This is a genomic window from Geodermatophilus chilensis (assembly GCF_002802985.1).
GTDB lineage: Bacteria > Actinomycetota > Actinomycetes > Mycobacteriales > Geodermatophilaceae > Geodermatophilus > Geodermatophilus chilensis.
The window spans coordinates 1-13540 of the sequence record NZ_NVPT01000004.1 but is presented as its reverse complement, the minus strand read 5'-3'; the positions used below and the strand labels follow the sequence as shown (position 1 = coordinate 13540).

General features: G+C 73.3%; 15 protein-coding genes. 11 read left to right on the top strand and 4 right to left on the bottom strand.

Going from position 1 to position 13540, the window contains the following annotated elements:
* Positions 1-18: 18 nt before the first annotated feature.
* The gene (locus CNO22_RS01235; protein WP_100497546.1) at positions 19-417 is read right to left on the bottom strand and encodes an STAS domain-containing protein; all 399 of its coding nucleotides are present in this window, start codon (positions 415-417) and stop codon (positions 19-21) included.
* A gap of 463 nt (positions 418-880) precedes the next feature.
* The gene (locus CNO22_RS01230) at positions 881-1414 is read right to left on the bottom strand and encodes a hypothetical protein (RefSeq protein ID WP_100497545.1); all 534 of its coding nucleotides are present in this window, start codon (positions 1412-1414) and stop codon (positions 881-883) included.
* Between the two features lie 190 nt (positions 1415-1604).
* On the opposite strand from CNO22_RS01230, the gene CNO22_RS01225 reads away from it, so the two are divergent.
* From CNO22_RS01225 to CNO22_RS01190, 8 genes are all read left to right on the top strand, one after another.
* A complete protein-coding gene (locus CNO22_RS01225) occupies positions 1605-2180 on the top strand; it encodes a DUF1360 domain-containing protein (RefSeq protein ID WP_100497544.1) in 576 nt (191 codons plus the stop codon).
* Between the two features lie 132 nt (positions 2181-2312).
* Positions 2313-3323, top strand: coding sequence for a non-homologous end joining protein Ku (gene ku / locus CNO22_RS01220; RefSeq protein ID WP_100497543.1), 1011 nt, complete (start codon positions 2313-2315; stop codon positions 3321-3323).
* 1 nt (position 3324) lies between these two features.
* Positions 3325-4635, top strand: coding sequence for a non-homologous end-joining DNA ligase (gene ligD / locus CNO22_RS01215; protein WP_100497542.1), 1311 nt, complete (start codon positions 3325-3327; stop codon positions 4633-4635).
* Positions 4636-4660: 25 nt separating this feature from the next.
* Positions 4661-5581: a non-homologous end-joining DNA ligase gene (ligD, locus tag CNO22_RS01210; protein WP_198588032.1), complete on the top strand. Its 921-nt coding sequence runs from the start codon at positions 4661-4663 to the stop codon at positions 5579-5581.
* A 184-nt stretch (positions 5582-5765) separates the two neighbouring features.
* The gene (gene purU / locus CNO22_RS01205) at positions 5766-6659 is read left to right on the top strand and encodes a formyltetrahydrofolate deformylase (protein ID WP_100497540.1); all 894 of its coding nucleotides are present in this window, start codon (positions 5766-5768) and stop codon (positions 6657-6659) included.
* 290 nt (positions 6660-6949) lie between these two features.
* Positions 6950-7423 (top strand): Fur family transcriptional regulator, encoded by a 474-nt coding sequence (locus CNO22_RS01200; protein WP_100497539.1) that lies wholly within the window; start codon positions 6950-6952, stop codon positions 7421-7423.
* Complete coding sequence (locus tag CNO22_RS01195) at positions 7420-9084, top strand: catalase (protein WP_100497538.1); 1665 nt, start codon at positions 7420-7422, stop codon at positions 9082-9084. Before CNO22_RS01200 ends, CNO22_RS01195 begins: the two co-directional genes overlap by 4 nt.
* Positions 9085-9184: 100 nt before the next feature.
* Entirely contained in the window at positions 9185-9649 is a 465-nt protein-coding gene (locus tag CNO22_RS01190) for an MFS transporter (protein ID WP_100497537.1), read from the top strand.
* 36 nt (positions 9650-9685) lie between these two features.
* On the opposite strand, the gene CNO22_RS01185 is transcribed toward CNO22_RS01190, so the two are convergent.
* Together CNO22_RS01185 and CNO22_RS01180 are read right to left on the bottom strand one after the other, a co-directional pair.
* Positions 9686-10633, bottom strand: a complete 948-nt coding sequence (locus tag CNO22_RS01185) for a proteasome assembly chaperone family protein (RefSeq protein ID WP_198588031.1) — start codon at positions 10631-10633, stop codon at positions 9686-9688.
* A gap of 81 nt (positions 10634-10714) precedes the next feature.
* A complete protein-coding gene (locus CNO22_RS01180; RefSeq protein WP_232806706.1) occupies positions 10715-11965 on the bottom strand; it encodes an AI-2E family transporter in 1251 nt (416 codons plus the stop codon).
* 172 nt (positions 11966-12137) lie between these two features.
* Between CNO22_RS01180 and CNO22_RS01175 the strand changes: the two genes are divergently transcribed.
* Genes CNO22_RS01175 through CNO22_RS01165 form a run of 3 tightly spaced genes read left to right on the top strand, consistent with a single transcriptional unit; the run spans position 12138 to position 13527 of the window.
* Entirely contained in the window at positions 12138-12605 is a 468-nt protein-coding gene (locus tag CNO22_RS01175) for a PPOX class F420-dependent oxidoreductase (protein ID WP_100497535.1), read from the top strand.
* A 38-nt stretch (positions 12606-12643) separates the two neighbouring features.
* Positions 12644-13231, top strand: a complete 588-nt coding sequence (locus CNO22_RS01170; RefSeq protein ID WP_100497534.1) for a hypothetical protein — start codon at positions 12644-12646, stop codon at positions 13229-13231.
* Positions 13228-13527 (top strand): hypothetical protein, encoded by a 300-nt coding sequence (locus tag CNO22_RS01165; RefSeq protein ID WP_100497533.1) that lies wholly within the window; start codon positions 13228-13230, stop codon positions 13525-13527. The genes CNO22_RS01170 and CNO22_RS01165 overlap by 4 nt, the downstream gene beginning before the upstream one ends.
* The last annotated feature ends 13 nt before the right edge of the window (positions 13528-13540 follow it).

Here is a 13540-nt window from a genome sequence, read left to right as displayed (position 1 = left end):
CCGCACCGGGTCAGGCGGTCAGCGGGCGCTGCCGTCGACGATCGTGAACAGGTCGATCAGGCCGGTGACCTCGAGCGGGCGGGTGACCGCGCGGGTGGTGGCGACGAGGCGGAGGTCGACGTCGCGGGAGCGGGCCGACTTCTGCGTCTCGACGAGGACCGCCAGGCCGGCGGAGCCCAGGAACTGGACGCCCGACAGGTCGATGACCAGGGCCTTGGGCTGCTGCTCGAGCTGGGTGTCCAGCGACGAACGGAGCACCGGGGCCGTGAACGTGTCCACTTCGCCGACGACCGTCACCGTGACCGCGCCGTCCTCGCCGGTGGAGGTCGAGAGCGTGATCACGTCGTCGAAGGGTGCCTCCGTGCCCTCGGTCGACACGTCGGGCTTCCCCTCGGCGGGCAGGTCGGATGTGGTCACGGGCTGAGCTCCTCTCAACGGCAGTACCCGGCGGCACGACCGCCCGGTCAATCTACCGCTGCGCGGCCCCCCGGGTGTCGTGGCCCCCGGACACGCACGTCTCGTTCGTGTCGGTACCGGGAGGTCGCCCGGCACGGCCGCGGCTGCCTGCTCAACCGCCCCATCAACGTAGACATGCGAGGTCGACCGCGCCAACCCGCCCCCGACGACCGCCACGAACTCGTGACGCCGTGCCCCTCCAGGGTGAAGGAGTACGGCGTCACGAGTAGTGAGAGTGGGAGTGCCCATGCGACCGGGGACGGAGCCCGGCCGAGTGGAAACTCACGAGCCGGGGACGGCACCCGGCTGGAGTGGCCCGTGTCACGGGGGCCCGGAGGGTCCCCTGACCGGGGCATGGGCAAGGGCTCAGCTCAGCAGGGGCACGGCACTTGGCCGCGGTGTCGGCCGGAGGCCGACAGATTGCTCAGTCCACGGCGTGGATGGCGGCCTCCTCCGGGCCCTCGCCGCCGACCACCGGGTCGAGGCTGGCCTCGACGTCGTCGGCGGTGCGGTTGGTGCCGGAGTCGGTGTCCGGGGTGGTGTCGTAGTCCTGCTCGAGCTGGCCGATGCCACGGGCCGGGTCCTCGGCGGGGCGCACGTCCGGGACGTCCTCGGCGACCTCCTCCTCCAGGCGCCCGGACAGCGACCTGCCCTCGGACTGCTCGAACGCAGTGGTGCCGAAGCCGACGGTCTGGTGGCTCTCCCGGTCGCCCGGCTCGGGGGCGAACTGCGGGTCCTCGGACCGCTGCATGGTCGGGAAGTCGTCCTGGGAGACGTCGGGGACGCCGTTGTCCTCGGGGAAGACGTCGCGGGCGGTCTGGCCCTCGGGGCCGGTGGCCCCGGTGTCACCGCGGACGTCGTCGCGGGTCCCGGTGAGGCCCCGCTCGTCGTCGGGGAACTCGGTGTCGTTGAGGGCGGAGTGGATCGCTCCGGAGTCGTTCGGGTCGGTCTCGGTCATGGGGTTGCCTCCGTTCTGGGTGCGTCCGCCGTGCGCACGCTGGTCCGTCCGTGGACGGGGAGCCGGTCCGGCGACCGGCGTCGTGATCTCGCCCTACCCGTCGGGCCGGGCCCCATGCGTGACCCGGCTCGCCGACACCGGTCGGGCGCGTTCCGCATGGCGACCGCGGGAGTGGGGTAGCGCGGCACCCATGGCCATCGCAGACGAAGTCCAGCGGATCGGCGCCCCGGTGCGCCGCTGGGCACGCCACCAGAAGCGCGAGTACACGCAGGGGGAGCCGCGCCCGCTAGCCGGTGACCTCGGCGCCATGGGCGTGTATCTCGGCCTGGTGTCGGCCGGCGCGGCCGCCGTCCGCGCCTCGGGCCGGGAGCTGCCCGAGCGGATCCCGCCCGGGGACGCGGCCCTGCTCGCGGTGGCCACCTTCCGGCTGGCCCGGCGGATCGCCAAGGACCCGGTGACCAGCCCGCTGCGGGCGCCCTTCACGACCTTCCAGGGCCCGTCGGGCCACGCGGAGGTCGCCGAGGAGGTCCGCGAGCACGGCGGCGTCAAGCACGCCGTCGGCGAGCTGCTCACCTGCCCCTTCTGCCTGGCGCAGTGGGTGGCGACCGGGCTGGTCTTCGGCTACGTGACCGCGCCGAAGGCCACCCGCCTGGCCGCGCTGACCATGACCCTGGTCGCCGGCTCGGACATCCTGCAGTTCGTCTACGACTCGATCCAGAACGGCGCGCTGGCGCCCGCGGGCGAGGAGGAGGCCGGCGTGCAGTGACTCCTCCGTCGGGAGGAGGCGGCGCCGCTCGACCTGCCGGAGGGGTGGCAGCAGTCCTATCCTGGTGATCTTGACCGCTCAGGCCTTCCCCGCCCGCGGTCCACGGACGGGTCTCTCGACAGGAGCAGGGGCATGCGGTCGATCTGGCGCGGGGCGGTGTCCTTCGGCCTGGTCAGCATCGGCGTGAAGCTGTACACGGCCACCGAGGACCACGACATCCGGTTCAACCAGGTGCACGCCGTCGACGGCGGGCGCATCAAGTACCGGCGGGTGTGCTCGATCGACGGCGCGGAGGTCGAGTACTCCGAGATCGCCAAGGGCTACGAGCTGCCCGACGGCCAGCTGGTGGTCCTCACCGACGAGGACTTCGAGGAGCTGCCGCTGGCCAGCCGGCGGGAGATCGAGGTGCTGCAGTTCGTCGACCAGGACGAGATCGACCCGATCCAGTACGAGAAGACGTACTACCTGGAGCCCGACCCCTCCGCGACCCGCCCCTACGTGCTGCTGCGGGACGCCCTGGAGAACGCCGGCCGGGTCGCCATCACCAAGATCGCCATCCGGTCGCGGGAGTCGCTGGCGGCGCTCCGGGTGAAGGACGGCGTGATGGTGCTGCACACCATGCGCTGGCCCGACGAGATCCGCCGTCCCGACTTCGCGTTCCTCGACGAGGACGTCGCCGTCCGGCCGCAGGAGCTGCAGATGGCCGAGGCGCTGATCGGGTCCATGACCGGCGCCTTCGAGCCCACCGAGTTCACCGACGACTACCGCGAGGCGATGGCCCAGCTGCTGGAGGCCAAGCAGAGCGGCGGCGAGGTGCAGCCGCTGCCCGAGACCGCCGACTCCGGCGCCGCCGTCGTCGACCTGATGAGCGCGCTGCGGCGCAGCGTGGAGGCCGCCCGCGGCGGCGCTCCTGCCGAGGAGGTCCCGGCCCGCCGGGCGCCGGCCAAGAAGGCGACCGCCGCGAAGAAGGCCACGCCCGCGGCCGACGACGAGGCCCCGGCCCGCCGGACGACGGCGAGGAAGACGACCGCAGCGAAGAAGACGACCGCGGCAGGGAAGGCCACCACGGCGGAGAAGACCACCGCGGCGAAGAAGGCCACCGCCGCGAAGGCGCCGGCCAAGCGGTCCCGCCGCACCGCCTGAGGTGCCGGCCCGGGGGAGCGCCCGGCGGACGTCCCCGCCGGCCGGGGAGCCGTTCGCCGTCACCGAGTGCCCGTCCGGGCTGGAGCTGCGGCTGGAGCGGGACGGCGTCCCGTGGTGCTGGGCGCTGCCGGAGGGGCCGCCGACCGGGCGGGGGCCCGCGCTGCCCGCCGTCCCCACGACGGGCGGCACCGCCACCGGGACGCGGCCGTGGGACTCCGGTCGCTACGCGGTCGAGGAGTGGCGCGAGGACCGCGTCGTCGTCGCCCTCGCCGGACGGCGGCTGCGCGGCCGGCACGTGCTCTTCCGGGGCGCCGACGGCGGCTGGTGGGTCCGCGCTCTCGACGCACCCGCGGAGGGGCCGCCGCTGGCACCGATGCTCGCCACCCCCGGCGAGTTGCCACCCCCGGCGCAGGACGACGCGTGGGGCTACGAGTTCAAGTGGGACGGCGTCCGCGCGGTCGCCGTCGTCGAGGCCGGGGCGCTGACCCTGTGGGCGCGCAGCGGGACGGACATCAGCGTCCGTTATCCCGAACTGAGCCGACTACCGGAGGCGCTGGCCGGGCACGACGCGATCGTCGACGGCGAGGTGGTCGCCCTCGACGCGCGGGGCCGGCCGGACTTCGGCGCCCTGCAGGGCCGGATGCACCGCACCGGCCCGGAGGTGCGCCGGATGGCCGCGGCCGCCCCGGTCACCTACCTGGTGTTCGACCTCCTGCAGTGGGACGGCGAGAGCCTGCTCGGGCTGCCGTACGCGCAGCGCCGGGAGCGGCTGGAGGCCCTGGGCGTCGCGGGGGAGCGGTGGGTACCCACGCCGTGGTTCCGCGGCGGCGGGGCCGCGGTGCTGGCCGCCAGCCGGGACAACGGTCTCGAGGGGATCGTCGCCAAGCGGCTGGACTCGCCCTACCGGCCGGGGCTGCGCGGGCCGGACTGGCGCAAGGTGAAGAACGTCCGCACGCAGGCGGTCGTCGTCGGTGGCTGGCGGCCCGGTCAGGGCCGGCGCGCCGGAGGAGTGGGCTCGCTGCTGGTGGGCGTGCACGACGACGCCGGCCGGCTCGTCTACGCCGGGCACGTCGGCACCGGCTTCACCGCCGCGGCCCTCAAGGAGCTCGAGCCGCTGTTCACCCCCGCCGACCGCGCGCCGTTCGCCGACGCGCTGCCCCGCGAGGTCACCCGCGACGCGCACTGGGTGGAGCCGGAGCTGGTCGGGGAGGTGGCCTTCGCCGCGTGGACCGCCGACGGCCGGATGCGCCACCCCTCGTGGCGCGGACTGCGCGACGACCTGGTGCCCGAGGACGTGGTCGAGGAGTGGTGACCGCCCGGCGGGTACTGGTGTGCCCGTGAGCAGGCAGCTGGTGCGCGTGGACGGGCGACAGCTGCACGTCTCGAACCTGGAGAAGGTCCTCTTCCCCGAGGTGTCCTTCACCAAGGCCCAGGTCATCGACTACTACGTGCGCATCGCGCCGGTGCTGCTGCCGCACCTGTCCGGCCGGCCGGTGACCTTCACCCGCTGGCCCGACGGGGTCGAGGGCCAGGCGTTCTTCGAGAAGAACAGCGCCCGGCACGCCCCCGACTGGGTGCGGAAGGTGACCGTCCCGAGCCCCGGCAGCTCCCGCGGCCGGGAGACCCTGGAGATGGTCGTCCTGGAGACCGTCGCCGACCTGGCGTGGGCGGCCAACCTGGCGGCGCTGGAGCTGCACGTGCCGCAGTGGCAGGTGGGCAGCCGGTTGCAGCCGGCGCTGCCGGACCTGCTCGTGCTGGACCTGGACCCGGGGCCGGACGCCGGGATCCTGGAGTGCTGCGAGGTCGCCGACCGGCTGCGCGAGCGGCTGGTGGACGACGGCCTGGACCCGGTGGTCAAGACGTCGGGTTCCAAGGGGATGCAGGTGTACGCGCCGATCCGGGTGACCGACCGGGAGCACCCCAGCCGCTATGCCCGCGCGCTGGCCCAGGAGCTCTCCGCCGAGACCCCCGACCGGGTGGTGTGGCGCATGGAGAAGGTGCTGCGCCCGGGCAAGGTGCTCATCGACTGGAGCCAGAACAACCCGGCCAAGACCACCGTGGCGCCGTACTCGCTGCGCGCCCGTCCCGACGCCCCGGTGTCGACGCCGATCGGCTGGGACGAGGTCGAGGCCGTGCTCGACGGCGCCGACCCCGGCGCGCTGCGCTTCCGCACCGAGGACGTGCTGGCCCGCGTCGAGGACTACGGCGACCTGTTCGACATCGCGGGGGCGCAGCGCGCCGTCCTGCCCCCGGCGTGAGCCGCCGCGTGGAGCCGCGTGAGCTGGCCGCTGCGGCCTCCCCGCCGCGGTGATCATGGAGACGCGGTGGCGACACGCCGGGCGGCCCAGGTGTGTCGCCACCGCAGGTCCATGATCGTTCTCCGGGTCGCCTCGACGGGAGCCGCCGCCGCGCGGTGGGTCGTGCCTGGCATCCTCGCTTCCTGTGTCCGCTGAACTGCCCTCGCCCGGCCCGCGCGACGACCGGCTGGACGACGTCGGGCGCCTGGTCGTCCGCTGCCCCGACCGGCCCGGGATCGTCGCCGTCCTCAGTGGGCTGATGGCCGACGTCGGGGCGAACATCATCGACTCGCAGCAGCACTCGTCGGACCCCGTCGGCGGCACCTTCACGCTGCGCCTGGAGTTCTTCCTCGCCGACCTGGCCGCCCGGCGCCGGCAGCTCGAGGGCGCCCTGGCGTTGCTGGCGCAGGCGTGGCAGTTCACCTGGCGGCTGACCGAGGCGGCGCACCGGCCGCGGCTGGCGGTGTTCGTGTCGAAGACCGACCACGTGCTGCAGGAGCTGCTCTACCGGGTGCGCGCCGGCGACCTGCGTGCCGAGATCGCCGCCGTCGTCTCCAACCACCCCGACCTGGAGCCGGTCGCGCGGGCGGCCGGCGTCCCGTTCCACCACGTGCCGGTGACGCCGGAGACCAAGGCGGAGGCCGAGGCGCGGGCGCTGGAGCTGATCGGGGACGTCGACCTGGTGGTGCTCGCGCGCTACATGCAGATCGTCTCGGCGGACTTCTGCAGCCGGTTCCCGGAGCGGCTGATCAACATCCACCACAGCTTCCTGCCGGCCTTCGTCGGGGCGAACCCGTACCGGGCGGCGCACGACCGCGGCGTGAAGCTGATCGGGGCCACGGCGCACTACGTGACGCCCGAGCTCGACGCCGGGCCGATCATCGAGCAGGAGGTCGCCCGCGTGGACCACCGGGCGACGGTGGAGGACATGCGGCGGATCGGCCGCTACGTCGAGCGTCAGGTCCTGGCCCAGGCGGTCACCTGGCACGTCGAGGACCGGGTCATCGTGGACGGCGAGAAGACGATCGTCTTCGCCTGATGAAGGCCCCCTCTGCCCCCCACCACACGCAGGCTCGCGGTGGGCCCCTGCAGAGGGGCCGTTCCAGCAGGTCACCAGGCTCGCGGTGGGCCCCTGCAGAGGGGCCGTTCCAGCAGGTCGCCAGGCTCGCGGCGGGCCGCCCCTGCAGAAGGGCCGTTCCAGCAGGTCACCAGGCTCGCGGCGGGACCCTGCAGGGGGCCGGCGGGGCCCGGGACGGGGGCCGGGTGGCACCGGGCCCTGCGCGCGTCTTGATTTGACTCGTTCAAGAAAACCGTGTTGGCTGGGCCACGATGGAGACGACCTGGCAGGAGCAGCTCCGCGCGGCGGGACTGCGCGTCACGCGGCCTCGCCTGTCGGTGCTGCAGGTGCTCGCCGAGCGTCCGCACGCGGACGTCGACACCATCGTCACCGCTGCCCGCACCGTGCACCCGACCTTGTCCCCGCAGGCGGTGTACGGGGTGCTCGAGGCGCTCGTCGCCGGTGGGCTCGCCCGCCGGATCGAACCGGCCGGCGCGCCCGCGCTCTTCGAGCTGCGCGTCGGTGACAACCACCACCACCTGGTCTGCCGCTCGTGCGTTGCCGTCGCCGACGTCGACTGCACCGTGGGGGCGGCTCCGTGCCTGACGCCTTCCGACACGGCGGGTTTCGTCGTGGACGAGGCGGAGGTCGTCTTCTGGGGTCTGTGCCGGGCATGCCGGGCACAGACCCCAGCGGACACCGTTCAGGTCCTTCAGCACGACAATCGAGGAGGAGCGAGAGGATGACCGACGTCGCATCGCAGGGCCCTGCCCAGAGCGAGGCGGACCGTCCGGTCCTGACCAACCGTCAGGGCCACCCGGTCTACGACAACCAGAACCAGCGCACGGTGGGTGCCCGCGGCCCGGCGACGCTGGAGAACTACCAGTTCCTCGAGAAGATCAGCCACTTCGACCGGGAGCGCATCCCGGAGCGCGTGGTGCACGCTCGCGGCACGACCGCCTTCGGCTACTTCGAGGCGGACGGCACCGTCGGTGACGAGCCGATCAGCAAGTACACCCGCGCCAAGCTGTTCCAGGAGAAGGGCAAGCGCACCGACGTCGCGCTGCGCTTCTCGACCGTCGCCGGTGGGCGGGACTCCTCGGAGTCCGCGCGCGACCCGCGCGGCTTCGCGGTGAAGTTCTACACCGAGGACGGCAACTGGGACCTCGTCGGCAACAACCTGGGCGTCTTCTTCATCCGGGACGCCATCAAGTTCCCCGACTTCATCCACTCGCAGAAGCCGGACCCGGTCACCTTCGAGGCCAGCGCCGCCGAGCGCGCGTTCGACTTCTTCAGCCAGACCCCTGAGGCCATGCACATGGTCACGCTGGTCTTCAGCCCCCGCGGGACCCCGGCCAGCTACCGGTTCATGCAGGGCTTCGGCGTGAACACCTACAAGTGGGTCAACGCCCAGGGTGAGACCGTCCTGGTCAAGTACCACTGGCTGCCCAAGCAGGGCGTGAAGTCCTGGGCCGCCGCCGACGCCTCGGCCGTGCAGGCCCAGACCCTCGGCGCGCACACCAAGGACCTGCACGACGCCATCGCCGCCGGCGACTACCCGTCGTGGGACCTGCACGTGCAGATCATGAGCGACGACGAGCACCCGGAGCTGGACTTCGACCCGCTCGACGACACCAAGGTCTGGCCGGAGGAGGTCTTCCCGCTCCGCAAGGTCGGGACGATGACCCTGAACCGGATGCCCGAGGACAACTTCACGCAGAACGAGCAGATCGCGTTCGGCACCGGTGTCCTGGTCGACGGGCTCGACTTCTCCGACGACAAGATGCTGGTCGGCCGGACGTTCTCCTACTCCGACACCCAGCGCTACCGGGTGGGCCCGAACTACCTGCAGCTGCCGGTGAACCAGCCGAAGGCGCGGGTGGCCACCAACCAGCGTGACGGCCAGATGGCCTACGGCGTCGACCGCGCCGAAGGCACCAACCCGCACGTCAACTACGAGCCCTCGATCCTGGGTGGCCTGCGCGAGGCGCAGTACCCGACCCACGACGAGCAGGGCCCGGTCATCACCGGTCGGCTCACCCGCAAGCGGATCCCGCGCACCAACGACTACACGCAGGCCGGCGAGCGCTACCTGCTGTCGGAGCAGTGGGAGAAGGACGAGCTCGTCGCCAACCTCGTGGGCGCGCTCCAGCAGTGCAACCGCGAGATCCAGGAGCGGATGGTCTGGCACTTCTTCATGTGCGAGGACGAGCTGGGCCAGCGCGTCGGCGAGGGCCTGGGCATCACCGCGGACGACGTCCGTGGCCTGCCCCCGCTGCAGACGCAGACCCTCTCCGAGGCGGAGCAGCAGCGCGCCGCCAACCTCGGCAAGAACGGTCCGCGTGACGTCACCGGTCACGTGATGACGCACTGCGTGCCCAACGAGCACGTCGTCGTCGCCGGCTGACACCAGCGCACCTGCACGACGCGGCGGGCCGCGACCGGGAACCCCCGGTCGCGGCCCGTGCTGTGTCGGCTGTCGGCCTACCGGCCGACCCCGCGGCCACGTGCCGTCCCGGCTCGCGCTGAGCCGCTGCCTGGCCGGCACCGTCGCCGACCGCATCGGCATCCGCACCTCCGACATCGCCTGGTTCGCCTCCGGCGCGCTGTTCCTCGCACTGCTGTCGGTCCGGCTGCCCACCGCGGGCCTGTACGCGATGTGCTTCCTCACCGGCTGCTTCGTCTTCAGCGCCCAGGTGCTCGTCTACGCCTTCGTCAGCGCCAACCACCCGCCGCAGGTGCGCGCCACCGCGCTGGGCTGGTCGGCCGGTGCCGGACGGATCGGCGCCATCGTGGGGCCGGTGATCACCGGTGCGCTGGTCACGGCCGGCGTCGCGTTCCCCTGGGGCTTCTACGTGTTCGCCGTCGTCGGCGTCCTCGGCGCACTGGCCCTCACCACCGCCAGGGTGAGGTCCCGCACCTGGGGGCACACGTCGAAACACGGCAGGGGGCGGTCACCGGGCACCCGGTGACCGCCCTCAGCCGCATCTCGACGCCGAGGTGCCCGTTCAGTCGCCGCGGCGCTCCTGCTCGGCGAGGAAGCGCTCGAACTCCGCGCCGATCTCCTCGCCGCTGGGCACCTCGCCGATCTCGCTGAGCAGGTCGTTGCCCTCGCGGGCGGCGGTGAACTGGTCGAACTGCTGCTCGAGAGCGGCGACGACGGCGGTGTTCTCCGGCGAGCGGGCGATCTGCTCGTCGACCTCGGTGCGGTGCGCCTCGGCGGCCTCCCGCAGGGCCTCGGTCGGCACGTGCAGCCCGGTCAGCCGCGACAGGTGCTCGAGCAGCGTCAGCGACGCCGCCGGGAAGGTCGCCTGCGCCAGGTAGTGCGGCACGTGCGCGGCCACGCCGTAGGCGTCGACGCCGGCCTCGCCCATCCGCAGCTCCAGCAGCGCGGCGACGCTGCCGGGGATCCGCATCTCGCCCCAGTAGACCGGGTACTCGGCGATCAGCGAGCGCCGCGTCGCATGGGCGGTCACGGTGACCGGCCGGGTGTGCGGCACCGGCATCGGGATCGCCTGCAGCGCCACGACCGAGGTGACGCCCAGCCGCTCGACCAGGACGCCGACCGCCGCCACGAACCGCTCCCAGGCGAAGTCGGGCTCCGCGCCGTGCAGCAGCAGGAACGGCTCGCCCGCGTCGTCCTCCAGCGCGTACAGCGACAGCTCCGGCGCGGCGAAGGACTCGTAGCGGTCGCCGTGGAAGGTGATCCGCGGCCGGTGCGCGCGGTAGTCGACCAGGCTGTCGACGTCGAACCGGGCGATGACCTCGTGCGGCAGCGCGCCGAGCAGGTGCGTACCGGCCATCGCGCCGGCCGAGGCGGCGTCGAACTCACCGGCGAGGTCGTGCACGAGCACCAGCCCGCGGCGCTCACCGGCCTCGCTGACCGCGGCCTCGCGGGCCAGGAACGGCTCGGCCTCGGGGAGCAGCTCGACGAGCTCCTCCGGTCGCTGCGCCACGGTGGTGCCTCCTCACGATACGGGTCTGCGACCTACAGCTCCCCCCGCACCGGCCGCATTCCCGGGGGCCCCCCGGAGGGGTCAGGCCGGCGGACCGACCGGGGCGTCGTCGTCGGCGGCCGGGGCGTCCGCGGCGGGGTGCCCGGGAGCCGGGGTCGTGACGCGCTCCCGGACGACCGCGGCACCCTTCTCGTCCCCGGTGACCTGCACGCGGGTGCCGTCGTCGGCGACCTCCGGCGTCCGGCCGTCGAGCTCGTCGCGGATGTAGCGGTAGACGACGGCGATCAGCGCGGCCACGGGGACGCCGAGGAACGTGCCGAGGATGCCGTACAGACTGCCGCCGGCGGTGACCGCCAGGATGACCACGGCGGCGTGCAGGTTGAGCCCACGCCCCTGCAGGATCGGCTGCAGCACGTTGCCCTCGAGCTGCTGCACCACCAGCACGATGACCAGCACGATCAGCGCCGTCTGCCAGCCGTTGCTGACCAGGGCGATGAGCACGGCGAAGGCGCCGGCGACGAAGGCACCGATGATCGGGATGAAGGCGCCGAAGAAGGTCAGGACGGCGAGCGGCAGCACCAGCGGGACGCCGAGGACCCACAGGCCCAGGCCGATGAAGAAGGCGTCGATGAAGCCGACGAGGGCCTGCTGCCGGATGAACTCCGACAGCGTGGTCCACGTCTTGTACGACAGCGCAGCCACGTGCGGGGCCACCTTGGGGCCGGTCTGGGCGGCCAGCCACGGCAGCCAGCGCGGGCCGTCCTTGATGAAGAAGAAGGCCAGGACCAGGGCCAGCACCAGGTTGAGCAGCCCGCTGCCGACCGCGGAGACGCCGGTCAGCGCGTAGCCGGCGATGTTCTGCGCGTTGCTCTGCACGCTGTTGATGACCTGGTCGACGGCCTGGCCGACCTGGTCCTCGCCGAGGTTCAGCGGCGGCCCGGTCACCCACTGCTGCACGTCCTGCAGTCCGGCGGTGGCGGCGTCGGCGAGCTCACCGGCCTGGCCGGCGACCTGGGGGACGATCCACGAGAACAACCCCCCGACGACCGCGAAGAAGGCCAGCAGCACCACGAGGGCGGCCAGCGCCGGGGGGAAGTGCAGCCGGCGCAGCAGCCGGGTGGGCGGCCACAGCACGGTGGCGAACAGCAGGCCGAGGATGACCGGCAGCAGGACCGGCCAGAGCTTGCCGAGGACCCAGCCGACCACCACCAGCGCGGCCGCGATGAGCAGCAGCTGCGCCGAGGCGACGGCGACGGCCCGGACGCCCTTCTGCAGCCGGGGTCCGCGCTCGGTGCCCGGGGCGGGGCTGGCCGTCACTGCTGAGGTGGGCACCGCCGGGAAGCTGGGCGTCCGCCCCGTGGCCGGAGTTGCGTCGCCGGTCGGGTCAGCGGACGACGCGCCCGAGCGGCCGGGCATGCGGAGCCTCATACGGTCGATCACAGCACGGCGGGTACCCCGGAACGGCTCCGGACGATCATGACGTGGCCGTCGTAACGTCCTGGCCATGCCGAGAACCGCCACCGCCGACCGCGTCGACCGCGCCGCCCTCGATGAGTTCCTCCGCCCCCGCCACAAGGCGGTGCTGGTCACCCGGCGCAGCGGAGGGGGCGTGCAGCTGTCCCCGGTGACCTGCGGCCTCGACTCGGAGGGACGCGTGGTGGTCTCCACCTACCCGCAGCGGGCCAAGACCGCCAACGCCCGGCGCGACCCCGCCGTCTCGCTGTGCGTGCTCTCCGACGACTTCGACGGTCCCTGGGTCCAGGTCGACGGCCGGGCCGAGGTACTCGACCTGCCCGAGGCCCTGGAGCCGCTGGTCGACTACTACCGCGCGATCAGCGGTGAGCACCCGGACTGGGACGAGTACCGGGCGGCGATGACCCGGCAGGGCAAGTCGCTGCTGCGCGTGACCGTGGAGCGCTGGGGCCCGATCGCCACGGGTGGATTCCCGCCGGACGTCGTCGACAAGCTCTGAGGCTTGCTCCGGACGAGGAAAGCCGTCAGACTTGCGGGGTGCCATACGTGCTGACCGTCGACCAACAGGGCTCCCGCCGGGGCCCGGACCGGGTGGCCGGTGTGCTGCGACGACTCGCGGACGACGTCCCGACGGTGCTGCCCTTCGAGCGGACGACGGGCGACGAGTTCCAGGGGGTGCTGGCCGACCCCGCGGTCGTCGTGGACGTCGTCCTCCGGCTGGTGCGCGAGGGCGGCTGGAGCATCGGCGTCGGCGCGGGCCCGGTGCAGACGCCGCTGCCCGACAGCACCCGCGCCGGCGCCGGGCACGCGTACCTGTGCGCCCGCCGGGCGGTCGACGCGGCCAAGCAGTGCAGCGTCCGGCTGGCGGTGCGCGGCGCCGTCCCGCCCGACGCCGGGGACGCGCAGGCCGTGCTGAGCGCGCTGGCCGTCGTCGTCCAGCGGCGCAGCGCGCAGGCGTGGGAGGCGATCGAGCTGGTCGGCGCCGGGCGCACGCAGGCCGACGCCGCCACCGCCCTCGGCGTCTCCCGGCAGGCGGTGGGTCAGCGACTGACCGCCGGGCTGTGGGAGCTGGAGCGCGAGCTGCGGCCCACGGCCGCCCGGCTGCTCACCCGGGCGGCCGGGTGAGCGCCGCCGTCCTGGTCCTGCTCGGCGTCACCGCGGTGGCCGGGCTGGCGCTGGCCGCCGTGGGGGAGCGGGCCCGCCCGGGCTGGGCCGGTGTCGTCGTCGCCGTCCCCCTGGGGACGGCGGCGCTGCTGGCCTGGCCGGTGGAGGCCTCGGGGAAGCTGACCCAGCAGGCGGCCGTGCTGCTCGCGGTGCTGGCCGCCGTCGCCGGCGGCCTATACACATGCGACGATGCAGACGACGTCCTTGCTGCAGATGCACATGTGACGTTTGCCACGACAGATAACGATAACATATGACTTACTCAGTATA